The organism is Streptomyces sp. NPDC004647, from assembly GCF_040609575.1.
In the GTDB taxonomy this organism is placed as follows: Bacteria; Actinomycetota; Actinomycetes; order Streptomycetales; family Streptomycetaceae; genus Streptomyces.
This window is the reverse complement of sequence record NZ_JBEXKU010000105.1, coordinates 1-22,064: the sequence shown is the minus strand read 5'-3', so window position 1 is coordinate 22,064 and position 22,064 is coordinate 1. Positions and strand designations below refer to the sequence as shown.

Annotated in this window: 17 protein-coding genes and 2 pseudogenes; 7 read left to right on the top strand and 12 right to left on the bottom strand. The window is 72.3% G+C overall.

The window, feature by feature from the left end:
* Nucleotides 1-141: 141 nt before the first annotated feature.
* From ABZW18_RS30580 to ABZW18_RS30560, 5 genes are all read right to left on the bottom strand, one after another.
* On the bottom strand, nucleotides 142-783 hold the full coding sequence (locus tag ABZW18_RS30580) for an NAD(P)-binding domain-containing protein (RefSeq protein WP_356193749.1): 642 nt from the start codon (nucleotides 781-783) through the stop codon (nucleotides 142-144).
* Nucleotides 784-826: 43 nt separating this feature from the next.
* Nucleotides 827-1,540 carry a LysR substrate-binding domain-containing protein gene (locus tag ABZW18_RS30575; protein WP_356193752.1) on the bottom strand — a complete coding sequence of 238 codons (714 nt, stop codon included), beginning with the start codon at nucleotides 1,538-1,540 and terminating at the stop codon, nucleotides 827-829.
* 84 nt (nucleotides 1,541-1,624) lie between these two features.
* Nucleotides 1,625-2,950 (bottom strand): hypothetical protein, encoded by a 1,326-nt coding sequence (locus ABZW18_RS30570; RefSeq protein WP_356193747.1) that lies wholly within the window; start codon nucleotides 2,948-2,950, stop codon nucleotides 1,625-1,627.
* Nucleotides 2,947-4,713, bottom strand: a complete 1,767-nt coding sequence (locus tag ABZW18_RS30565; RefSeq protein WP_356193751.1) for a lipopolysaccharide biosynthesis protein — start codon at nucleotides 4,711-4,713, stop codon at nucleotides 2,947-2,949. The genes ABZW18_RS30570 and ABZW18_RS30565 overlap by 4 nt, the downstream gene beginning before the upstream one ends.
* A gap of 8 nt (nucleotides 4,714-4,721) precedes the next feature.
* Nucleotides 4,722-5,981 carry a glycosyltransferase family 4 protein gene (locus tag ABZW18_RS30560; RefSeq protein WP_356193744.1) on the bottom strand — a complete coding sequence of 420 codons (1,260 nt, stop codon included), beginning with the start codon at nucleotides 5,979-5,981 and terminating at the stop codon, nucleotides 4,722-4,724.
* A gap of 241 nt (nucleotides 5,982-6,222) precedes the next feature.
* Between ABZW18_RS30560 and ABZW18_RS30555 the strand changes: the two genes are divergently transcribed.
* A complete protein-coding gene (locus ABZW18_RS30555; RefSeq protein WP_356193742.1) occupies nucleotides 6,223-6,696 on the top strand; it encodes an adenylyltransferase/cytidyltransferase family protein in 474 nt (157 codons plus the stop codon).
* Here the strand turns inward: ABZW18_RS30555 and ABZW18_RS30550 are convergent.
* Nucleotides 6,650-7,414 (bottom strand): CDP-alcohol phosphatidyltransferase family protein, encoded by a 765-nt coding sequence (locus ABZW18_RS30550; RefSeq protein ID WP_356193739.1) that lies wholly within the window; start codon nucleotides 7,412-7,414, stop codon nucleotides 6,650-6,652. The two genes, ABZW18_RS30555 and ABZW18_RS30550, sit on opposite strands and share 47 nt — an antisense overlap.
* A 151-nt stretch (nucleotides 7,415-7,565) precedes the next feature.
* Here ABZW18_RS30550 and ABZW18_RS30545 point away from each other — a divergent pair.
* Nucleotides 7,566-8,294: pseudogene (locus ABZW18_RS30545) on the top strand (FTR1 family protein); the annotation flags it as partial.
* Entirely contained in the window at nucleotides 8,245-9,141 is an 897-nt protein-coding gene (locus ABZW18_RS30540; protein ID WP_356193737.1) for a hypothetical protein, read from the top strand. The pseudogene ABZW18_RS30545 and the gene ABZW18_RS30540, both read left to right, overlap by 50 nt.
* Before the next feature lie 69 nt (nucleotides 9,142-9,210).
* Here ABZW18_RS30540 and ABZW18_RS30535 read toward each other — a convergent pair whose 3' ends face one another.
* Entirely contained in the window at nucleotides 9,211-9,945 is a 735-nt protein-coding gene (locus tag ABZW18_RS30535; RefSeq protein WP_356193735.1) for a bifunctional DNA primase/polymerase, read from the bottom strand.
* A gap of 151 nt (nucleotides 9,946-10,096) precedes the next feature.
* On the opposite strand from ABZW18_RS30535, the gene ABZW18_RS30530 reads away from it, so the two are divergent.
* The gene (locus ABZW18_RS30530; protein ID WP_356193732.1) at nucleotides 10,097-10,918 is read left to right on the top strand and encodes a glycerophosphodiester phosphodiesterase family protein; all 822 of its coding nucleotides are present in this window, start codon (nucleotides 10,097-10,099) and stop codon (nucleotides 10,916-10,918) included.
* 120 nt (nucleotides 10,919-11,038) lie between these two features.
* Here ABZW18_RS30530 and ABZW18_RS30525 read toward each other — a convergent pair whose 3' ends face one another.
* The gene (locus ABZW18_RS30525) at nucleotides 11,039-11,641 is read right to left on the bottom strand and encodes a TetR/AcrR family transcriptional regulator (RefSeq protein WP_356193730.1); all 603 of its coding nucleotides are present in this window, start codon (nucleotides 11,639-11,641) and stop codon (nucleotides 11,039-11,041) included.
* 142 nt (nucleotides 11,642-11,783) lie between these two features.
* Here ABZW18_RS30525 and ABZW18_RS30520 point away from each other — a divergent pair, with 142 nt between their 5' ends.
* Together ABZW18_RS30520 and ddaH are read left to right on the top strand one after the other, a co-directional pair.
* Complete coding sequence (locus tag ABZW18_RS30520) at nucleotides 11,784-12,035, top strand: DUF6243 family protein (RefSeq protein WP_356193728.1); 252 nt, start codon at nucleotides 11,784-11,786, stop codon at nucleotides 12,033-12,035.
* 455 nt (nucleotides 12,036-12,490) lie between these two features.
* Nucleotides 12,491-13,300, top strand: a complete 810-nt coding sequence (ddaH, locus tag ABZW18_RS30515; RefSeq protein ID WP_356193726.1) for a dimethylargininase — start codon at nucleotides 12,491-12,493, stop codon at nucleotides 13,298-13,300.
* A gap of 193 nt (nucleotides 13,301-13,493) precedes the next feature.
* Here ddaH and ABZW18_RS30510 read toward each other — a convergent pair whose 3' ends face one another.
* The 4 genes and pseudogenes from ABZW18_RS30510 to ABZW18_RS30495 form a co-directional block, all read right to left on the bottom strand.
* Nucleotides 13,494-14,519 carry a small ribosomal subunit Rsm22 family protein gene (locus tag ABZW18_RS30510; protein WP_356193724.1) on the bottom strand — a complete coding sequence of 342 codons (1,026 nt, stop codon included), beginning with the start codon at nucleotides 14,517-14,519 and terminating at the stop codon, nucleotides 13,494-13,496.
* A gap of 331 nt (nucleotides 14,520-14,850) precedes the next feature.
* Nucleotides 14,851-16,028: pseudogene (locus tag ABZW18_RS30505) on the bottom strand (serine hydrolase).
* A gap of 11 nt (nucleotides 16,029-16,039) precedes the next feature.
* Entirely contained in the window at nucleotides 16,040-17,425 is a 1,386-nt protein-coding gene (locus ABZW18_RS30500) for a Bcr/CflA family multidrug efflux MFS transporter (protein WP_356193723.1), read from the bottom strand.
* 816 nt (nucleotides 17,426-18,241) lie between these two features.
* Nucleotides 18,242-19,867: an alkaline phosphatase D family protein gene (locus ABZW18_RS30495; RefSeq protein WP_356193721.1), complete on the bottom strand. Its 1,626-nt coding sequence runs from the start codon at nucleotides 19,865-19,867 to the stop codon at nucleotides 18,242-18,244.
* 547 nt (nucleotides 19,868-20,414) lie between these two features.
* Here ABZW18_RS30495 and ABZW18_RS30490 point away from each other — a divergent pair.
* Nucleotides 20,415-21,611 (top strand): hypothetical protein, encoded by a 1,197-nt coding sequence (locus tag ABZW18_RS30490; protein WP_356193719.1) that lies wholly within the window; start codon nucleotides 20,415-20,417, stop codon nucleotides 21,609-21,611.
* Nucleotides 21,612-22,064: the final 453 nt, after the last annotated feature.

Genomic DNA, 22,064 nt, shown 5'->3' with positions numbered 1-22,064 from the left:
AACCGGCACCCCGCCACCCGCTACGACGTGGGCAAAACAGTCAGACGACCCGAGAGCATCGCCGAACGTGACCAGGTCAGACCATAAAGAACAAGCTCAGCGGGACGGCGGGCCGAGGGGCCGCTCCTCCGCCTCCGGCGCTCAGGGAAGGATCTTGATCGCGCTGGAGAAGTTCAGGTCCAGCCGCTCCTGGGCCGCCATGTGCAAGAACTGGAACGCCTCCAACTCGCGGGCACGGCGCAGCGGCCCGACATCCAGGGGCCGCATCCCGCCGGAGCGGACGAGCTCGACCACCGTCGCCTTGGCCGCCTCGTCGTCACCCGCGATGAAGACATCCAGCGGCTGACCGGCCACCTTTCCCCCGATCAGAGTCCCCGCGAAGGTGGTGTTGAAGGCCTTGACGACGCGGGCCGAGGACGCCGCCGCCGCGATCTCCTCGGCCGCTGAGGTGCCGGGGGGCACGGCCAGCGAGTCGAAGGTGCTGAAGTCGACGGGGTTGGAGATGTCGACGACGACCGCGCCGGACAGCTCGTCGCCCAACGAGGCGGCCACGTCCCGTCCGGCCGGATACGGCACAGCCATCACGACCAGGTCCACGCCAGCCACGCCCCCGGGACCGGTGGCCTCGACGTTCGCCCCCTTCACCACCTGGCCCAGTTCGTTGGCCAGGGTCTGCGCCTTGGCCGGGTTGTGGTCGGTCAGCCGTACCGCGTTCCCGCCCACCAGCGCGCGGATGGCGATGCCGCGGGCCATCCTGCCCGACCCCACGATGGTGACGATCATCTGCTGCTCCTGGCTGGCTGAGACGGAACGACCCATTCCACCCTCACACCGGTACCGGGATCACGCCATCGACCGGAGCTGTACGGGGGAACGGAGCGGCCGTGGGCCACGTATGACGCATGGCCGCTCCTGCCGGTCGGCCGCTCTCCCCGCCCCCGACCGGGCTCCCGACCCGGCCCCCCGACCCGGCCTCCACCGGCCGCACGCTTCCCGCGCGCTTCCGGCGCGCACCAGCCGCGTCAGCCGGCGTCAGCCGCGTCAGCCATATCAGCCATGTCAGCCGGGCATGACTGTACTCATGGGCCAGAGCCCCGGTCGGACCCCGTCGTCCGGCGGCGGAGGACCGTACGCGTGGCCCGCCGCATGGCCGCAACCAAGGTGCGGTCACGATTCCTGGCGAGCCAGGCGAGGACGAGTGTGCAGGGGCTGAGGTCGACGACATCGACGTAGGCCACCCCGGGGCGCGGATACAGATGTCGTGCGGAAGCGGGCGGGAACTGGATTCCTCGCCAAGGGAGATGGCCGACAGCGCGGTCTCGAAGTCGGCCACCCGATGGGCGGTGTCGCGCACCGGGCTCCCGTCGGGGCGCGGATCAGCCGACCAGAAGTCCTGCCACATCCGGGGCACCTGCGGTGACCAGCCGATATGGGGCCGGTCCGCCAGCTGGGACAGGGTCAGCGGGCCTTGCGCGGCCAGGGAATCGCTGTCAGCCATACAGGCCACCCGCGGTTCGCCGGCCAGCCGCTGGACCTGGATTCCCCGCGCTGCCGGAAGACTCGATACCGGGCTCAGCGGTCACGGTGCCCTCCTTCCGGAACGATGCACCGGTGAACGACAAGCTCAGCGCGGGGCGTCGTCCGCACCGGATGCCCGGCGGTCCCGGCCGCCGCGGGAGCCGTCCGGAGCGGCTTCGGAGGGCAGGAGCGCCTCGCGGCGTACGGACACGATGCGCAGCCAGGCCGCACTCCCCTTGAGGACCGAGCCGAGGCACAGCCCCCAAGCCGCGCCCAGGACACCGCCCTGGGCGTACCCGGTGAGCATGAAGGCCACCGAGAGCAGGGAGAAGACCACCTGGATGGGGAGGGTGGCGCGGGGCCGCAGCACGCGGAGGGTGAGCAGGGCGCAGGTGCCCAGGCCCATGGCCGCGTACTGGCTGCCGGTCGCCGGGAGGAGGGCCGAGGAGGCCGCCCAGGTGTCGCCGAGGAGTTCGCGGCCCAGACGGTCGGGCAGGGTGATCAGGACCGTGGCCCAGAGGGCGGCGACCGCGGCCAGCGCGGCGGCGAGAAGCGCGGTGGCGCGGACCTTGCGGGACGCGTCCGGGTAGCGGTTCAGGATCGGCGGGCCAAAGGCGGTGGAGGCGTTGAACAGGACGTTCATGGGGCCGAAGAGGGTGGTCACGCCGCGCAGCGCGCCGACCGCCAACGGGGCGGCGAACAGGCCGAGTCCGACGATCGCCAGCTGGCCGGCGGCGTTGCCCACGGCGAATTCGAGGACGAAGCGCTTGCCGAGATGGCCGCGGCGCAGGAAGCGGCGCGAGTCCGCGGGGACGCCGCGCAGCCGGGGCGCGAGGAGCGCGGCGCCGACGGCGAGAGCGGGGATCGCGGACAGCCCCCAGACGGCCACCAGGCGGGCGGGCCCGGCGCCCTGCGGCTGGACGGCGAGGGCGGGTACGGCGGCGGCCAGGCGTACGAGGTCGGCGGTGAGGGCGAAGTGCGGCAGATGGAGGGTGGAGAAGCAGTAGCGCATGGCGTCCTGGGTGAGGACGACGGGCAGGACGAGGCCGAGGACGGCGAGTCCGCGCGCGGTGTCGCCGCCCGGTACGAGGAACAGGACCGCGGCCATGAGCCCGCCGGTGGCGGTCGAGGCGCAGGCGGTGAAGACGACCGCCGAGCAGCATGCGCCCCGCACACCCGCCGAGGTGCCGCGTTCCAGGACGAGGGCCTGGCCGACGTAGGAGACGGAGAGCCCCAGGAGCACGGTGAAGACGGTGTAGACGAGGGAGAAGACGGAGAACCCGGCGGCGCTGGACAGCCGGGCGGCCACCACCAGCACGACGATATTGGTGAGGGCCGCCACGCCCTGATCGGCGACGGAACAGAGAACGGCGAGCCGGGTTCCGAGACGGGCAGGCGTGTCGGTGCCGGCCGGACCCTCCCGGTCCGTCATCTTCGGGAGGCCGGGCGCGCCGGGAGGTCCGCCGGGTCGACCGCGCGCAGGCCGAGGGTTCCCGGGCCCCCGGCCGCGGTCGTGGCCGCCGTCGTCGCCGTGGTCGCGTCCGGGCTCTCGTCCCGGCCGGAGGCCGGCGGATCGGTCGGGCGGCTCTCGGGGCCGATCCGGCGGCGCGCGCCCGTGGCACCTTTCGCCCCACCACGCCGGTTCCCGCTGCCGTCGGAGTGCAGGACCGCGCCGAGCACCGTGCCCCCCGCCCCGCTGACGAGTTCGCGGATCCGGTCGAGGTCGTCGCGGCGGACCTCGCGCGGATCGCAGACGACCAGCACGCCGTCCACGCGGTCGGCCAGGGCGATGGCGTCGGCGTACGAGAGCACGGCAGGGGCGAGCACGACCACCACCGCGTCCTCGTCGTCGGCCGTGGCGATCAGCTGGGTGGCGGGGGTGGAGGTCAGTGCGCGGGCGACGTTGCGGACGCGAGTGCCCGGGATCAGTTCGAAGGCGCCGGACTCGCCCGCGTCGATGGGGACTTGCTCGCCGGTGGGCCAGCCGCCGTCGCCGCGCGCGGGCGTACGCGCCCAGCCGGGCCGGATGCCGTCGGCGGCGCGCAGCCGGGCGGCGAGCGACGGCGTACGCAGATCCGCTTCGACGAGCAGGACCTCTCTCCCCATCTCGACGAACGAAGCGGCGAGGTTCACGGACACCGCAGCCGCCGTGTCGATGGCACCGCGCGGTGCGACCACGAGCAGCCTGCGCCGCCCGGCGAACCGCTGGTCGTAGGCGAGCCGGAAGGCGACCGAGCGGTACTCCTCCCCGAGTCGGCCCTCGGCGAGCAGCGCGGCGGCCTCCCCGCGCCGGCGCCGCGGGAGAGTGCCGAGTACGGGCGCGCGCAGGGCCCGTACGACATCGTTCTCGCTGCGGGCCGTGGGGTCGAAGACGAGCCGCACCCAGGCGGCGAGCAGCCCGAGGCCGATGCCGACGGCCGCGCCGAGACCCAGCAGCATGGGCAGGCCGGGTCCGGAGGGATCGGCCGGCGGGGTCGCGGTGCGGACCACGAAGCCGGGGGTGGTGTCGAGCGCCTTGAGCTTGGTGATGCCGGCGTTCATTTCGGAGATCTTGCCGAGGACTCCGGACTGCACGGACAGAACGGTGTCCAGGGCGCGGCCGTCGCTCAGCCCCGAGATCTGCTCGGCGAGTTCGTCGCGCTGCTTCTCCAGGGGTTTGAGCTGCTTCTCGTACCCCTCGACCATGTTGTCGATCAGGGACTGGGTCTGCTGCCGCCTGTTGTCCAGATAGGCCTGGGTGAAGGCGTTCGCGCGCTCGGCCGCCCTGCCGGGCGAGGAGTCGGTGTAGGCGAAGCGCAGGACGAGGGTGTTGGGCGGGTTGGTGACCTGGAGGCCGGACTGGAGTTTCTCGGCGCCGACCGACGTACGAAGGGCCTTCGCGGCGCGCGAGGCGACGGCGTTGCTGACGGCCGTCTGCCGCTCGGAGCCGATGCTGACCTGCTTGTCGGGGGTGGTGCCGCCGGGCGCGAACGGGTCGACGGTGGCGGACCGTACGGTGACCTCGCTGGTGGCGACGTACGACGCACCGCCCGCGAGGCCGATCCACACGCCGCCGAGCAGGCCGACGACGATGCCCAGAGCCAGCAGCAGCCGGTAGCGCAGCAGTTGTTTGAACTGGTCGCGCAGCAGGTCCGGTTCCTCGTGCGACTGCCCGGCGCGCGGCTGGTCCGCCCCCGCCGATGCCGGGTGCGTCATGTGCGATGTCATGTGCGGGCCCCCCTCTGCCGTACGGGGCGGCCTTCGAGCGCTTCGTCCAGCAGCCCGGTGATCCGGGCGAGGCCCGCCTCGCGGCTGAGGTGGGCGTCGACGTATGCGGGGCCGCGCGACCCCAACGCGTCTGCGGCGGCGGGGTCTTCGGCCAGCTTACGGACAGCGGACAGCAGTGCGACGGGATTCTCCGGCGGAACCAGAACTCCCGCTTCCGAACGCCGTACCTCCTCCGCCGTGCCGCCCTCCTCCGCGACAGAGGCGAGGACGGGCCGCCCGGCCGCGAAGTAGGAGGTGAGCTTGGAGGGGATGCTCATGTCGAGTACGGAGGCCCGCTGGGTGACGGCGAGGACGTCGGCGGCGGCCAGCACATCGGGGAACTCGCCCTCGTCCGCGGGCAGGAGGATGTGAAGGTTGGGCAGCCCGGCGCCGAGGGTGTGCAGGTGCTCGCGCTGGTTGCCGTCGCCCATCAGGACGACCAGGATGTCGGGAGCCTGCCGGGCCGCTTCGACGAGGACGTCAAGACCCTGCTTGAGGCCCATGTTGCCGGAGTGGAGGACGACGGTCCGCCCCTCGGGCCAGCCGAGCCGGGCGCGCGTCTCGGCGCGCGGACTCGAAGGGCGCTCCACATGCGACCAGTTGGGCACGAGCCGGATCCGGTCCCGCTCCACCCCCATCGCCGCGACCTTGTCCACAAAGGTCTCGTGGATGACGCCGACGAGGGTGGCGCGCTTGAGGACGTACCCCTCGACGGCGGCCGCGGCGGCCGCTGCCCTGTCACCGCCGCGGATACCGCTCTGCGCCGCGGCTGCGCCCATCAGATCCTGGACGACCGGGATGTACGGGACGCGGTGCCGGCCGGCGATACGCGCGCCGATGACGCCACCGGCCAGGCTCGGCAGCTGGGCGACCACGGCATCGGGAGGGCCCATACGCGGTGGGGCGACCAGCCCGTGCGCGAGGATCGACGCCTCGTAGAGGGCCCGGCGTACGGCGGTCTGCCGTGGCGGGACGGTGTGCCGGCGGCGGTGCACCGTCACGCCCGCGCGCTGTTCCACCGTCCGCCACACCCCGCGGTAGGCGGGGTCGGTCCGCCAGGCCGGGTAGTGCGGCAGCCCGGCCAGCACGTGCACCTCGGACTGCCCGCCGACGGCCCAGTGTTCGGCGATCTGCGTCGCGTACGGGCCTATTCCGGCCTGCTCGGGCGCGTAGTTGGTGGATATCAGCAGCAGGCGCCGCCCCCCATGCTCCGGCATGGCGCATCTCCTCCCCCCAGAGTCGATCAGATGCACCCTAGCCTTTCGCCGGTACTACATGTCGTATTTCTCTGGTCGTTCGACGACGTTTGCAGCGGTGGTGCCGGTCGGTGGGGACAGCGCCGCGCTGCGGAAAGGCGATGAAGAAGGCAATCCTCCGGGTGGGAGCGGTTGCGCCCGGCTATCGTCGGTGGCTCTGATGCGCTGGGGAGCGCATCGCGAGTGGGGGGATCCATTTCGCATGCCGTCGCACACCGTTGGCTACGCACCGGGGGTCTACGACCTCTTCCACGTCGGCCACCTCAATATCCTCAGACACGCCCGCAGCCAGTGCGACTACCTCGTCGCCGGGGTCGTCTCGGACGAGATGGCCGAACTGGCCAAGGGCCGCGCACCGGTGGTGCCGCTGGTCGAGCGCCTGGAGATCGTCCGCAGTATCCGTTTCGTGGACGCGGCGTTCGTGGAGACCGTGCCGGACAAGCTGGTGACCTGGCAGCAGGTCCGGTTCGATGTGATCTTCAAGGGCGACGACTGGCGCGGCACGCCCAAGGGCGAACGGCTGGAGCGCGACTTCGCGACGGTGGGGGTGGAGGTCGTCTACTTCCCCTACACCGTGCACACGTCGAGCACCCAGCTGCGCCGGGCACTCGACGTCCTGGCCTCGCCGGTCACCCAGGGCGTATCGCACTCAGCTCCCGGAACCACTTCGCCATGAACGCGGCCAGGAACAGCACATGGACGGCGAACAGCGCCGTATATCCGGCGAGGAAGGTCCGCTCGCTGCCGAGCAGCAGGAAGACCAGGCAGAAGACGCCGTAGTCGACGGGCAGCAGAGCGACGGCCCGTATGCGCGAGGGTGCGGCGGCCGGAACGACAGCCGAGCCGGGAGAGCCGGCGGCGGCAGTGGCAGGGGCGGCAGAGGATGTGGCGGCCGTCCTCGGCTTGAGCTTGTCCGTCAGCAGCCCGCCGAAGAAGATCAGCACGGCCGCGAACTGGAATCCGAGTGGCAGCAGCAGCCAGCCCCGGCCCGGCAGATCAAAGAATCGGTAAAAGGAGACGAGCACGGCGGCATGCAGCGCGGTGATCTTCGCGCAGTCCACAACGTGGTCGAGCCACTCCCCCGCCGCGCTGCTCTCCCGCCGCAGCCGCGCCAGCTGTCCGTCCGCCGAGTCGAAGGCGAAGCCGACCGCGAGCCCCGCGTAGACGGTGACAGCGAGCGCCCAGGACGGCCGGCCGCACGCCACCGCGGCGATCGCCGCGAAGCTGAACGCCGCGCTGACCAGGGTGACCTGATTCGGCGTCAGCCCGATGCGGTACGCCGCCGCGGCGAGAATCCGCCCGGCCGGCCGGTTGATGTGGCGCGAGTACAGCGAGACCCCCTTCGCCGTTTTCTGTGCGCCGCGCAGCTCCCGCAGAGCCGCGTCGAATGCCATGGTTCGAGCCACCATCCCCCCAGATGTCCGCTCGCCGACAGATGTCGGCACAACAGCACGATGATGATGGCACGCCCCTCGGACACCGGGCCGGGGGCGAGGACCGTGAGACCGGGATCACTGGACCCGGCGGAATCTCGACCCGGACCGGATGGTCTTCTGGATGCGGCGCACCTCCCGGCACTTGAAGGCCGAGCTGCAGGGAAAGCTGGACCAGGCGCTGGCCGTCGGTACGGGCGCGCTGGTGGCGACGGCCTTCCTCGCGGTGGGCCGGGAGGGCCTGGAGACCGCGCTGTTCGTCTGGCGGGCCGTGAAAGCCACGGACGACGGAACGGCGCGCCCGCTGATCGGTGTTCTGCTGGGGCTGGTCACGGCCGCGGTGATGGGCTGGCTGTTCTACCGCGGCGCGCTGCGGATCAACCTGGCGAAGTTCTTCACCTGGACGGGTGCGCTGCTAGTGGTCGTCGCAGCGGGCGTGCTTGCGTACGGCTTCCACGATCTGCAGGAGGCGCGTTTTCTGCCGGGGCTGGGAACCAAGGCCTTCGACATCAGCGCCACGATTCCGCCGGACAGCTGGTACGGCACCCTGCTGAAGGGCACCGTGAACTTCCAGCCGGACCCGACCGTTGTCCAGGTCGTGGTGTGGGCGTTGTATCTGGTCCCGACGCTCGCGCTGTTCCTCGCCCCGGGTAGGGTTGCGCCGTCTCAAGCAGCCCCGAAGGAGCCATCGAAGGAGTCTGGACCCGATGATTCGGACGCCACGCAGCTTGCCCCGGGTGACGGCGTTCCTGTCAGCCGCAGCTCTGTTGACGCCGGTGCTGACGGGGTGCATGACGGTGCACGGCGAGCGGGAGGTCATCCCGGCGACGACGAAGGCTGAGGCGGCGAAGGCCGTGAAGCTCTTCACGGCCGGGTACAACAAGGCATACCGCGAGGTCGACCCGTCCGTGATAGCGGGTGTCGAGACGGGAGCGCTCCACACGATGGGCCATGCCGGTCTCAAGGCGCAGCGCGTCAACCAGCCGGAGGGGAACCCGGGTTATCCCGACCTGGAGCTGTCGGACACGAAGTACACGATTCCGAAGCAGGCCGGCTGGCCGAAGTTCTTCCTGGTGGACACCGACAGCAACCGGAACGACTTCCGCTGGCTGCTGGTCTTCACCCGCTCCGCGGCGGACGAGGCCTGGAAGGCCGCGTATCTGTCGATCCTCCGCAAGGACAAGGTGCCGGAGTTCAAGAAGGACGCTGACGGCTGGGCGGAGCCGGTCGCGGGCGGCTCGTCGGCGGGCCTGGCGATGGCTCCGGGCAAGCTCAGCGAGACGTACGCGGACTACCTCGAGACCGGCAAGGGGGACGCCTTCGCGCCGGGTCAGGCGACCACCGACCAGCTGGCGACGCGCAGGAAGCTGCGGAAGACCGTGCACTTCTGGACGGACTACGACGACCAGCCCGCGCGGCCTCCGCAGTACACCCCGCTGGCGCTCCGTACGGCGGACGGCGGCGCGCTGGCCTTCTTCGCGACGCACCACGCCGAACAGCGGTCGATGGCCCAGGGCTTCTCGGTCGGGAAGATCGAAGACGCCACGACGAACGGGCTGTTGACCGGCAAGGCCAGGACGACGCTGATCCAGAGGAGGATCTCGGAGTCGGCGGTGCTGATTCCGACAGACGGCCCGGTGGAGTTCCTCAACCGGCTGGAGGGTGTGACCGCGGCGCGCGGCCGCTGACCGGCTGGACGGTGTGACCGGGGCGCGGGCGCTGACCCGGCTGAAGGTGTGACCGGGGCGCGGCCCTGATCAGCGGCGCAGCGGCCAGGCCGCGGACTCGCGCTCGGTGTCCTCGGTGACGTACCGGGCGCAGGCGTCGGTGAGCGCCTCCAGCAGCGTCAGCGGATCGGGCAGCGGGCGCTCGGGGCCGCGCAGCCAGGTCACCGGGTCCTCGGACGGCAGCTGCGCCGGGGGTACGAGGACATAGCTGCCGCGGCAGTGCCAGCGCAGTCCGGGGTGCTCGTCCATGGTCTCGGGGTGGCAGTCGAGCTGGCAGGGCCACCACTCGTCCTCGTCGTCCGGGGTACGGGTGGCGGTGAAGAACAGCACCCTGCCCTGGGGTCCGTCGCCGCTCCCGGCGACCGGGCCGACGTCGATGCCCTCGCTCTCCAGCCGCTCCAGCGCGCTGAGCCCGGCTTCGGAGGGGACGTCGAGCACATCGTGGTTGATGCCGGTGGCGGTGATGAAGTTGGCCTGCGGATGGGCGCGGAGCCAGCGGCCGACCTGCTCCGCGTCGGTGGAGGCCTGGGTCTGCCAGGCGAAGGAGACGGGGTGCCTGCCGGGGGTGGGACAGCCGATCCGGTCGCAGGAACACCCGTAGCCGTGTGGGTAGGCGGCCTGCGCGAGGGGGAAGCCCGCAGCAGCGGCGGCCAGCAACAGATCCTCACGGCCGGCGGCGTCGACCGCATCCGTCCCCTTGCCGCCTCCGGTCCCACTCCTCGGACGGCGGCGCAGCCACTGGGAGAACCTGCTTTCGCGTTCCATCTATCCCCTCACTTCGACCGCTGTCCGATCCATGCTGCCACCATCCTGCTCCTGCGGTGGCCGGTGTTCGCATCCGGGGTGGGTGGGGTCGGCCATCCATTGGGATGCCTTAGCCGGGCATACCCGTACATACGAGCCTAGCTTTGTCTTCATGGTCACAAGGTCTCTCATGACGGGGGCCGTCGTCCTGGCGCTGGCGGGCCAGTTGGTACCGGTGAGACTGGGGGGCAGGCCGCTCACGGTTGACCGCCTGCCGGAGGTCGTCTACGCCGCTCACCGCGGTGGGGCGCTGGAGGTTCCGGAGAACAGCATGGCGGGCCTGTCGGCGGCGTTACGCCGGGGCACCGTGCAGGTGCTCGACTTCGACACCCGGATGCTGCGGGACGGCACGCTCGTGGTGATGCACGACGGCAACCTGGACCGTACGACCGACCGGCGGGGGGCGGTGCGCGATCTCACCCGGAGCGACTGGCGGCGTGTACGGGTGCGGCCGGGCTCGTCGCTGCCCGGCCGGTGGGGTCCCGAACGCCCGCCGACGGTGGACGAGGTGCTCGACCGGCTGGGGCGGCAGTCGGTACTGATGGTGGAGGCGAAGGACCCCCGGAGCCTGCCGGCTCTGGCCCGGCTCATTCGCAGGAGGGGCCTGGTCCACTCGGTGTTCGTCAACACCAACCGTCCGGACGTGGCCCGCAGGGCCCATCGGATGGGCTTGATGGCGCAACTGTGGCGGTCGGCGCGGCAACTGCGCCACGACGAGCCGGGGCGGTGGCGCGGATTCGTGTCACTGCTGGACGTCGACCACGGGGCGCGCGACGCGGATCTGCGGCGGGCGACGGCGTCCGGCATCCCGCTGGTCTGGGCACACACGGTGAACACTCCGCGCGACCGGGACCGGGCACTGCGACTGGGCTGCAACGGCATCATCACCGATGCGCCGGCACTGCTCGCGGCCACACCGCCCCGAATCCGCTGACCCGCCCGGCCTCGAGCCGCCGCACCGGTCCGGTCTCTCCACCCGGCCGAGCCCGTGCGGGTGCGAGCGCGGCTCCGGGGCGCCGGCGCGGAGGGCGGGGTGCGGGGGTGTGGAGTGCGGTCAGCGGGGGCTGAGGCCGCGCAGTGCGTACTCGACGACGGTGTCAGCGTATTCGTGGGTGAGCGGAAGGGTGCGCAGCAGCCAGCGGTGGGCGAGCGGGGCGACGATCAGCTCGAGAGCGACGCGCGGATCGATGTGCTCGGCGACCTGCCCGGCATCCTGGGCGGCAAGCAGCCGCTTCACATAGAGCTGGAGTTGCGGTTCAAGGAGCTTGGCCACGAACTCCGCGCCGAGCTCGGCATTGATCACTCCCTCGGCGGCCAGCGCGCGGGCGGGGAGCTCGTACTCGGGCGAATTGAGCTCGTCGACGGTGGCGCGCAGTACGAACTTGAGGTCTGCCTCGAGGTCCCCGGTGTTCGGGATCTCGTGCTCGCCGGCCGCGGCCTCCTCGCCGAGGGCGATGAAGGCGTCCAGAAGGACCGCGGCCTTGGACGGCCACCAGCGGTAGATCGTCTGCTTGCCGACTCCGGCACGGCCGGCGATGGCCTCGATCGTGAGCCTGGGGTAGCCGAGTTCGCCGACGAGTTCGAGTGCGGCGTCGAGGATGGCACGGCGGGAGCGTTCGCTGCGGCGTTTGGAGTCAGGGCTTCGGGTCTCGGACATGGGTCAAATCTACCAGCCATACGAGGCGAGACGTTTCGTCTTGACAAGACGGAACGTCTCGCGCAAACTTTTGACAAGAGGAAGCGAGACGAAACGTCTCGATTCCTCGTATCCGGTGTGGACGACGAACCGAGGAGGCCTCATGACCCGAGGCAGTGCAGGCCAGATGCTGGGCGTCGGCGGCACCCGCGCGAATCTGCCCCGCTCAGCGATGCGCGGCGGCCGCGGTGGCCGGGGCGCGCCGGGCGGGGCCGACCCGCAGCAGCAGAAGCGGGAGTTGCTCCGCAAACTCAAGGAGGCGCGGGAGAGCGCGGCCGACGCGGAAGAGACCCGCGGCCCGGAGAAACCCATCGGCCCTGCCGGATCCGGCGGCACGGCGAAGCCCGCGGACTGACACCGGTCCGGCACGTCGGCGCGGCCGGGCCCCCGGTGCGTGCACCTCGGCGCGAGGTGCGTGCACCTCGGCGCGCCGGACCGCCCCGGTAGCTCGGCGTGCCGGGCGGGTTCCGGTACGCCGCGTGCCGGACCGTCGCGGCCGGTCGGCGCACCGGCCCCCGCCCCCAGTACGTCGACGTGCCGGACCGTCTCCCCCGGGCGGCGCCACGGGCCGTCCAGCACGTCCGAGCGGCCGGACCGTCCCGGTGGGTCGCCGCGGACGGGCGGTCCGCTACGTCGGCGCAGCGAGCCGTACAAGTACGTCACCGCGACGGGCCGTACCAATACGTCGCCGCGACGAGCCGTCGGTGAAACACGCGTACGGAACGCTGCGCACCGGGGCGGGACGGTGGACCATGTGTGAGCGCACCGGCAGCCGGCCTGTGCGCTCGAATCCACCGTGAGGAGCCGTCCTTGCGCTCAGCCTTCACTTCCCGCCGGTACCTGATGTGCCCACCCACGTACTTCCGGGTCACCTACTCCATCAACCCCTGGATGGACCCGTCGAAGCCGGTGGATCTGCCGCTGGCTCTCGCGCAGTGGGAGGAATTGCGCGACCGCTACCGTGCCCTCGGACACTCCGTGGAAGTCCTTGCGCCCCGGCCCGACCTGCCGGACATGGTCTTCGCGGCGAACGGCGCGACCGTCGTGGACGGACGGGTGCTCGGCGCCCGCTTCGCCCACCCGCAGCGCGCGGACGAGGCCGCCGTCCACCGCGAGTGGTTCCGCGACCAGGGCTTCGCCGAGGTCCTCGAACCGGTGCACATCAACGAGGGGGAGGGGGACTTCGCCGTCACCGACTCCTGGCTGCTGGCCGGCCGCGGCTTCCGCAGCAGCCCGCTGTCGCACCCCGAGGCCCAGGAGTTCTTCGGCCGCCCGGTGATCGGCCTCGACCTGGTCGACCCGCGCTACTACCACCTCGATACGGCGCTGTCCGTGCTCGGCGGCGACGAGGTGATGTACTACCCGCCCGCCTTCTCCCCCGGCAGCCGGGCCGTCCTCGCCCGCCTCTTCCCCGATGCGATCATCGCCGAGGACCCGGACGCGGCGGCACTCGGCCTGAACGCGGTCTGCGACGGTCACCACGTCCTGCTGCCACAGGGCGCGCCGGGCCTCTTCGAGCCGCTGCGGGAGCGCGGCTACGAGCCGATCGCGATGGACCTCTCGGAGCTCCTGAAGGGGGGCGGCAGCGTCAAGTGCTGCACGATGGAGCTACGGCCCTGAGGCACCCGCCGCTCTCCCCCACCTCCTGAAAGCGCGGGCGGTGGCCTCGAGCCACGCGTCTGCCAAACTGCGGCCGCCCCGAATCGGACGCCCGAACGGGGCGGCCCCTGACCAAAGCGCCCGAGCGTCACGGCTCCGGACAGGAGCCGGAACCGGGCGGCCCGACCAAGCACCCGAGCGCCGCCGCTCCGAACTAGATGCCGGAGCGGGGCGGCCACTCCTCGCCCCACTCCGCATCCCGTGCGGCCCGGTAGAGCGGGCCCTGGCGCTTGGTCACCGTCGTGCGGTGCAGCGCCTCGTCCGAGGCGCAGAGGTCGAGGAGGACCTGCCCCTTACGGAGCCGGGGGCGGCGGACGACCCGGTTGCCCGCGGTGGGCGCCGGGAAGTCGACCGCCGCCACGTAGCTGAACTTCTCGTCCTCGTACGGCAGTGAGCCTCCCTTCACCTGACGGTGGAGGGAGGACCGCCCGACCCGGGCCGCGAAGTGGCACCAGTCCGCGCCCGGTTCTATCGGGCACGCCGCGCTGTGCGGGCACGGCGCGACAACCCTCAGCCCCGCCGCGATCAGCCGGTCCCTGGCCTCGATGATGCGCCGGTAGCCGTCCGGCGTGCCCGGCTCGACCAGCACCACGGCCCGCGCGGCACGCGCCGCCTCGTCGACCACCGCGCTGCGGTCGTCCTCGGCCAGCTCGCCCAGCACGTACGAGACCGTGACCAGGTCGGTGTCCTCCGGCAGTACGAGCCCGCTGCCGATCACCCGGCGGCGCCACTGCGCGCTCGTCAACGCCGGCTGCCCGGAGACCTCCGCCAGCTCACGGCCGAGCGCGAGCGCGGACTCGGCCCAGTCCAGAACGGTCGTCCGGCGCTCCCCCTCCGGCCAGGTCGCGGCCACCGCCCAGGTCGCCGCGCCCGTTCCGCCGCCCACGTCCGTATGGCTCGCCGGGACCCAGTCCGGCACCAGCTCCCGGACGGCCCCCAGCGCGGACCGTACGGCCTCGAAGGTCGCGGGCATCCGGTACGCGGCGTACGCGGCGACGTCGGAGCGGTCCCGCAGCACGGGTGCGTCGGTCGGGGTGCGCCCCCGGTAGCTGGCGATCAGCCGCTCGACGGCCTGCGCGGCCTGCCGCGGCGGCAACCCGTCGAGCAGCCGGGCGAGCGCGGTGCGCAGCGCGTCCGGCACATCGGAGGCGCCGGCACGGGTGGGTTCGGCGGCGTGCATCCGAGCGAGTGTAGAGGTCACGGACAGGTCGACGCACCTGCCACGACCAGCGGATCGTGTTCCCCGCACCGCGCTCCGGATCGGCCGGACCGACGTGCGGCGGTTCCGTTCGCGCGACGCGGTCGAGGCCATGTGCCGGCCGATTCCGGGGCGGTCGGCTGCCCGTCGTCCTGCACGGCCGTCCCACCTCGCCTCTCCGCCTCACGTCAGTTGGCAGCGGACAGCTACCGCGGGCCCGACGGGGACAGCAACACACCGCGGGCCCGACAGAGCGCGACGGCAGAGCCAAGGATCCGACGAAGACCCGGGCACCCCGCAGCTCCTGCGGCGGTCACACCGGACCGCTGCCCGCATGGTCCGATCCGCCCGGGCAGCCCTGAACGCGTGCCGAACGTGCCGCCCGCGCCAGGTGTGTGGCAGCCGCCGCCCGAGGGCTGTTGTCGGGGTGCCGCGCCGCGGATGGACGGTGTTGGCGAGCAGCACCAGAAAGGTGTCGGTGGCGGGGTCCAGGACCAGGCTCGTACCCGTGAAGCCGGTGTGCCCGGCGGCGCCCCGACCGGCCAGTTCCCCCATGAACCACGGCTGGTCCACCTCGAAGCCCAGCCCGGGCTGGGAGAGCAGCGCCTCCACCGACACGGCGGCCAGGATGCACCCGGTGCCGTACGAGCCGCCGTTCAGCAGCGCCCGGCACAGCACACCGAGGTCCCCGGCGGTGGAGAAGAGACCGGCGTGGCCCGCGACGCCGCCGAGCGCGTACGCGTTCTCGTCGTGCACCTCGCCGCGCAGCATGCCGCGGTCGAGCTTGCCCCAGGGCCGGCGCTGATCCTCCGTCGCCGCCGCCGTGGCACCCGCGCCGAGCGGTGCGAAGCCGGTGGCGGTCATGCCCAGGGGGTGGGTGATTCCGTCCCGTACGAGTTCGTCCAGCGGCTTGCCCGCGATCCGCTCCAGCACCACCTGGAGGGCGATCATGTTGAGGTCGGAATAGAGACGGACGGCGCCGGGGGCGGTCAGCGGCGCGTCCTCCCAGAGCGTCGCCAGCTGCGTCGCGCGCCCTTTCCGCTCGTAGAAGGGCAGTTCAGGGCGGAGACCCGAGGTGTGCGTGAGCAGTTGCCGTACGGTCACGGCCGCCTTGCCCGCGGCGGCGAAGTCGGGAACGTACGCGGCCACCGGCCGGTCCAGGTCGAGCACGCCGTGCTCCACCTGCTGCATGGCCGCGATCGCGGTGAACAGCTTGGTCAGCGAGGCCAGGTCGAAGAGTGTGCCGGTACACATCGGCACCCAGTGCTCACGCGGCAGCTCGACGCCCAGACCGGCCTGCTCGTCGTACGCCGCGTAGCGCACCGCCCAGCCGGCTGCCTGCTCGACGGCGACGACCGCCCCGCGCCCTGCGAGCACCACGACGCCACCGCACCAGGGCCGCTCCCCCTCGGGCAGCCGCTCGACCTCGCGTACGAGCAGGCGCAGCTCCCCCGGGTCGAGGCCGGCCTGCTCCGGCGTCCCGGCGCGCACGCGTGGTGTGCTCAGCTCTCCGCTCCCTGCTCCTCGCCCGGGTGCTGACCCTTGCCCGGGTGCTGTTCCTTGCCCGGGATCCGCCCCTCGGTGGGCTGCTGCCCCTCGGCCTGCTGTTCCTCCTTCGTGAGCTGCTGCTCCTTGCGCTGCCAGGGGCGGCACAGTCCGAGGAAGCATGCGACGGCCGCGAGCGCGCACACCACCTGGACGATCGCCATCGGCACGGCCGTTCCCTCGCCCGCGATTCCGACGAGCGGTGAGGCGACCGCCCCGACGAGGAAGGAGGACGTGCCGAGCAGAGCGGACGCGGACCCGGCGGCGTGCGGGGTACGCATCAGGGCTTGGGCGTTGGTGTTCGGCAGCGTCAGGCCCATCGCGGACATCAGCACGAACAGCCCGCCGGCGACCGGCGCCAGCCCGACCTCGCCGAAGACACCGGAGGCCATCAGCAGCAGCGCGACCGCCGCGATCGTGATGATCGCGAGGCCGGCGAACAGCACCTTATCGAGGCTGACCCGCCCGACCAGCACCTGGCCGTTGAGCTGGCCTGCTGCTATCAGCCCGATCGAGTTGAGACCGAAGAGCAGGCTGAAGGTCTGCGGGGAGGCGCCGTAGATCTCCTGGACGACGAACGGGGAGGCGGAGATGTAGGCGAAGAGCGCGGCGAAGCCGAACCCGCCCGTGAGCATGTATCCGGTGAAGACCCGGTCGGCGAGCAGCCCGCGCATCGTACGGAGAGCGGCGGCGAGGCCGCCGCTGTGCCGCCGCTCCGGCGGCAGCGTTTCCTCGAGCCGGCGGGCGACGAGCAGCGTGAGCAGGATGCCGACGGCGGTCAGGACGTAGAACACGCCGCGCCAGTCGGTGATCCGCATCACCTGGCCGCCGATGACGGGGGCGATGATCGGGGCGACTCCGGAGACCAGCATCAGCGTGGAGAAGAACCGCGCCATCGCGACGCCGTCGTAGAGATCCCGGACGACCGCGCGGGCGATCACGATGCCCGCCGCCCCGGCGAGGCCCTGCAGGAGCCGGAAGGCGATGAGGAGTTCGACGGTCGGGGCGAAGGCGCAGATGGCGGTGGCGACGACATAGATCACCATGCCGACGAGGAGCGGACGTCTGCGGCCCCATTTGTCACTCATCGGGCCGACGACCATCTGGCCGAGTGCCATGCCCGTGAGGCATGCGGTCAGCGTCAGCTGCACGGTCGCGGCAGGGCTGCGCAGCGACTCGGTGACTTCCGGCAGCGCCGGGAGGTACATGTCCATGGAGAGCGGCGGCACCGCTGTCAGCCCGCCGAGGATGAGCGTGACCAACAGGCTGGTGCGACGCCCCGCGGGAGGGCTGGGTGGCTGGGCTGCTGGCTGCTCCGGTCCGACCGGGCGGGTTTCCGGCATACGGCTCTCCATCATCGTCGAATCCTGATCCATGCTCTCAGCAAGTCACGAGTGGTCGAGACCAGCTGGAGCACCACGGCGGGCCAACAGGCGGGTGGTAGCGGCAGGGAAGAGGCGAGGTGGTGATGGCCCACGACGGGCGGGATCGTCTCGTCCCCCGCCGCCCACTTCGGCGGGAGATCCCGGACACGGAGAGGGCGGCATCGGTGTCGTGCAGCCGCTTGTGTGCCGGGGGCTTGCGCATGCGGGTGTTCCGGGCTCCGGGCTCCGGGCTCCGGGCTCCGGGCTCCGGGCTCCGGGCTCCGGGCTCCGGGCTCCGGGCTCCGGGACAGCATGAGCGTACGGGGGGCTCCGGGACAGCACGAGCGTACGGGAGTTGCGCCGACCGGCCGAGGGCGAGGCCTGGCCCGGGCGAGGTCCCGGGTGGCCCCGCGCTCCGCGCCACTGTGCGGGGGCCCGCATCACGTACGGAGGCGAGAGCGGCGAGAGCCGACCAAGGCGCGCCAGGGCGGCACAGATACAGAGAGGATCCCGGTCCGCCGACCCGCATCACGCCGGACGGAGGCGCTGTGGGCGGCGGCCGGCTTGTACGAGGCGTCGCGTACGGGCACGATCACGGCCGGCTCGTGCGGAGCGGGAGGACAGTGCCGGATCCGACAGTGCGCCCCGGGCACTTCGGATCGACGGTCCGCAGCCCGCCCCCTCCGTCAACCGTCCACGGCCCGCGCAGGCGACCGCGCGCCGCAGCACAGCTGGGGGCCTGCCAGGTCTGTACGACCCGGCAGGCCCGAAGCGAACCGTCCGCTGCCCGATGCGCTACGCCGGACTGAGGCCCGGTTTGCCCGGCTCTGTGACAAAGGACGCCGCCGTCGTGATCGGCGCGCCCTGCGTCGTCACCGCGGGGACCGTCTTGAAGTCGGCGCGCGCGGCCTGGGTGCCCAGCGTGACCGTCACATAGCCGCGGCGGCCGTTGTACCACTTCATGTGCGGGTTGGCGGCCATGTACGTCGCCCAGTTGGCGGGCTTGTCCGCGCCGTCCTTGCCACTGCTGATCGACGTGGTGACGAACTCCGTGCCGACCGTGGGCGAGTCCGCGTCCTTGAAGTCCCGCTTGATGTCGAGGCCGTAGCTCACATGCACATCACCGGTCAGGACGACGAGGTTGTCCACCCCGGCGGCCTCGGCACCGGCCAGGACCCGTTCGCGGGAAGCCGGGTAGCCGTCCCAGGAATCCATGCTCAGCTTGTAGCCCGCGGAGGTGGTGCTGCGCCGCTGGGCGAAGGTGACCTGCTGCGGGACGACGTTCCACAGCGCCTGCGAGGACCGCCAGCCGTTGATCAGCCAGCGCTCCTGCGTGCCGCCGGTCAGCGTGCGCGACGCGTCCTCGGACTCGGGCCCCGGGACCTGCCAGCCGTCGCCGTACGCCTGGTTGGACCGGTACTGGCGGGTGTCGAGGATGTCGAACTGGGCGAGCGTGCCGAACTGCAGCCGCCGGTAGAGCTGCATGTCGGAGCCGCTGGGCTGCTGCGGGCGGCGCAGCGGCTGGTTCTCCCAGTACGCGCGGTACGCGGCGGCCCGGCGGATCAGGAACTCCTGCGGCGGGACGTCGTTCTCCGGGATGTCGTCCGCGTAGTTGTTCTCGGTCTCGTGGTCGTCCCAGGTGACGACGAAGGGGTGCGCGGCGTGCGCGGCGATCAGGTCCGGGTCGGTCTTGTAGAGGGCGTAGCGGAGCCGGTAGTCCTCGAGGGTGGTCGTCTCGCGGTTGAAGTGGGCGGGGAGGGTGCGGTCGGTGTACTTGCGGGCGCCGCCGGCGGCGTCGACCGCGTACTCGTAGATGTAGTCGCCGAGGTGGAAGACGACGTCCAGGTCCTCGGCCGCGAGGTGCTTGTGGGCCGTGAAGTAGCCGTCGTGGTAGGCCTGGCAGGAGACGGCGGCGAGTCGCAGCTCGTTCAGCCGGGCGCCGCGGGCCGGGGCGGTACGGGTGCGGCCGACCGGGCTGATCCAGTTCCCGGTCCTGAAGCGGTAGTAGTAGACGCGGTCGTGGTCGAGGCCGGTGGCCTCGATGTGCACGGTGTGGTTGAACTCGGGGTGGGCGGTGGCGCTTCCGCGCCGGGCGACGCGCCGGAACCGCTCGTCGTACGCGAGCTCCCACTGGACGGCGATTCTGGCCTTGGGCAGGCCACCGCCCGTCTCGTACGGCTGGGGGGCGAGCCGTGTCCACAGCACGACGGAGCCGGGCTGCGGGTCACCGGAGGCGATGCCGAGGGTGAACGGGTCGTCGGTGATGGCCTTGTGCGCGTCGGCCTCGGCGGCCTCGGCGCTGCCCGGCAGGTTGGTGGCGAAGGCGAGCGCGGCGGCTGCTCCGGTGACGGTGAGGAACCGGCGCCGGCCCAGGTGCGCGGCGGCGGCCCTGAGCTCGTGCTGGTGTGACGTGATTGTCATCTGCCCCTCCCCAGACGGGTGTTGTCACTGGTCATTGCAGTGACGGGGAGCGGCCGTGCGTTGTCGCGTGCACAACACAAACATGTCGAGTCGATGAGCGTCGCGTCCTCATGGGGCGTACGGGGCAATCCGGCGGCCCGGGACTTCTGCTGCGGCGGCGTTCGGTGCGTCGTCCGAGGGGTGCGGCGAACACCGCGCGTCCACGAGGGAGGCCAGGTTGCCGCGCGTCGTCGTGACGGCGGAGTGCGCTGCGGACGCCGCTCGTTCGGCCCTGCCTTGCCCTGTGGGTCGCTATGGCGGCTACCCGACACGGCCGCGTCGGCCGCGCCGCGCTGCCACTGCGTCCGCCCCCGGGAGGCCCGGCCGGCTCCGGACTTGTCCACGTCATCCGCACAAGGCGAGCGAGCGGTTCGTGGCGGTAGGGGTGGGTGAGGATGACAACGCAGACGTAAATCGCTCGTGGCTGAATTCGACCATTAGGCTCGACAATTCGACTGAGTGAGGCAATCGCACCCCAGGACCGATAGCTGCCGGTTTACATTGCGGCATGCTCTCCAGGCACACCCCCCCTGAGCCCTCTCCTCCCCCGGAAGAGCGCCCCACCGCATCGAAGGTCCCCCCGACCAAGCCCTACGGCGAGGCCATCGCCTGGCCGCCGCCCGAGCCGGGCGACCCGTTGGCCGAACAGTACGGAGACGCCCTCGCCTGGCCACCGCCCGAGCCCGGGGCGCTGCTGGCCATCCCGGCGCCCGGCAAGGGCGGATCCGCACCGGTCGCCGGCCGCGCCGACAGTGCTGCCTCAACGGCCCGGTCCGGCAAGGAATTTGGCGGCCGTCGCGTCAGCAGCGCTCCGGGCAAGGCCATCGGCAGCAGTGGTGTATCCGCGCCCGCCTCGGCAGCGGCCGGTGGCTCCGACGCTTCCGCATCCGGTGGTTCCACTGCCTCCGGCGCTTCCACCGCATCCGGTGGTTCTGCCGCCTCCGCCTCCGCCGCAGCCCGCAGCGGCTCCACGGCAGGCCGTTCCTCCCAAGACCCGGCCGGCCCCGGCCGCTCCGGCCGCTCCGGCACCAACGACCCCTCCCCCACAGGCCCGCGCTCCACGTCGGGCGGCACCGCGGGCAGCACCGCGAGCAGCACCGGGACCTCCCACCGAGCGGCCCGCGCAGCGAGTCGCACGCCTTCGGGGAGTACACGATCCGGAAGTGCGCGATCGAGGATCTCCCGGCGGGTCGGCTGGGTCGCCGGCGCGGCCTGTGCGCTCTACGCCACAGGACTCGCGCTGAGCCTGACCGGCGCCACGCCCATCGCCCCCCGGACGCTGCTGCCGATCCCCGGCGTGCCGAGTGCCGCCCCTGCGGACGGGGACGGCCGACAGGCGGAGTCGGGGGAAGGCGCGACGCGGCCCGGCGGTGCGGCGGGTTCGCCCGGCGACGGCACGGCAGCGGACTTCTCCCACGATCCTTCGGCCTCCGCCTCGCCGTCCGCGTCCGACTCGTCGGGCGCGGCGGGTGACTCCTCCGGCGCGCCCTCCCCCGACGCCAACGGCGGCGGCGCCGCCGCGCAGCCGCCGGGCGGCGGACCCAGCGCGACGGGCGGCCCCGGACCGGACCCCACCCCCTCGGCTCCCGGCGGAGGCCCCCCGGCCCCCAATCCGACGCCCAGCCCCTCCGCGCCCGACGGGCAGTCGTCACCGCCCGCGTCACCGGACCCGGGCAGCGGCGGGCAGACACCCGGAGGGTCATGAGTCCGGTCCCCCGGCTCGTATCGCGTGCGTAGTTGCCCGCGCCGCCGGGGGCCTCGGATCACGCCAAGCCGAGCCAAGCCACGCCATCCGCCGCCCGGCGCCCGGCCGGACGTACGGGCGGGACGGCGCCTTGTCCGCCAGCACCAGCTCCGGCGGCGTCCGCGGACGTACGCGAGGCCCGGGGGACGCGCAACGCGGCCAGTGGGCCGGCACTGCCCGCCGGCGGCCAGGTGGATCTTTGTGGTCAGTCCGCCGCGCGACCCCCAGGGTGTGGTCGCCCGGGTCGCTTGCCGGGGCCCCTGTTGCGGGCCCCGGCGGCGGGCGGCGGGCGGCGGGCGGTACAGACCGTTACTTGACCGGTTCTGGTTCGTCCGCCGGTTCGGCCTCGTCCGCCGGGTCGGCCGGAGGCGTCTTCACCGAGTCGAGGAGCAGTTGCGCCACATCCACGACCTG

Bases quoted from the DNA above. Each gene is read 5' to 3' on its own strand.
- ABZW18_RS30570 (WP_356193747.1), bottom strand. From the start codon at position 2,950: ATGACGGACCGGGAGGGTCCGGCCGGCACCGACACGCCTGCCCGTCTC.
- ABZW18_RS30560 (WP_356193744.1), bottom strand. From the start codon at position 5,981: ATGCCGGAGCATGGGGGGCGGCGCCTGCTGCTGATATCCACCAACTAC.
- ABZW18_RS30540 (WP_356193737.1), top strand. From the start codon at position 8,245: ATGACGGTGCACGGCGAGCGGGAGGTCATCCCGGCGACGACGAAGGCT.
- ABZW18_RS30555 (WP_356193742.1), top strand. From the start codon at position 6,223: ATGCCGTCGCACACCGTTGGCTACGCACCGGGGGTCTACGACCTCTTC.
- ABZW18_RS30550 (WP_356193739.1), bottom strand. From the start codon at position 7,414: ATGGCATTCGACGCGGCTCTGCGGGAGCTGCGCGGCGCACAGAAAACG.
- ABZW18_RS30530 (WP_356193732.1), top strand. From the start codon at position 10,097: ATGGTCACAAGGTCTCTCATGACGGGGGCCGTCGTCCTGGCGCTGGCG.
- ABZW18_RS30490 (WP_356193719.1), top strand. From the start codon at position 20,415: ATGCTCTCCAGGCACACCCCCCCTGAGCCCTCTCCTCCCCCGGAAGAG.
- ABZW18_RS30580 (WP_356193749.1), bottom strand. From the start codon at position 783: ATGATCGTCACCATCGTGGGGTCGGGCAGGATGGCCCGCGGCATCGCC.
- ABZW18_RS30510 (WP_356193724.1), bottom strand. From the start codon at position 14,519: ATGCACGCCGCCGAACCCACCCGTGCCGGCGCCTCCGATGTGCCGGAC.
- ABZW18_RS30520 (WP_356193728.1), top strand. From the start codon at position 11,784: ATGACCCGAGGCAGTGCAGGCCAGATGCTGGGCGTCGGCGGCACCCGC.
- ABZW18_RS30525 (WP_356193730.1), bottom strand. From the start codon at position 11,641: ATGTCCGAGACCCGAAGCCCTGACTCCAAACGCCGCAGCGAACGCTCC.
- ABZW18_RS30535 (WP_356193735.1), bottom strand. From the start codon at position 9,945: ATGGAACGCGAAAGCAGGTTCTCCCAGTGGCTGCGCCGCCGTCCGAGG.
- ABZW18_RS30500 (WP_356193723.1), bottom strand. From the start codon at position 17,425: ATGCCGGAAACCCGCCCGGTCGGACCGGAGCAGCCAGCAGCCCAGCCA.
- ABZW18_RS30565 (WP_356193751.1), bottom strand. From the start codon at position 4,713: ATGACGCACCCGGCATCGGCGGGGGCGGACCAGCCGCGCGCCGGGCAG.
- ABZW18_RS30495 (WP_356193721.1), bottom strand. From the start codon at position 19,867: ATGACAATCACGTCACACCAGCACGAGCTCAGGGCCGCCGCCGCGCAC.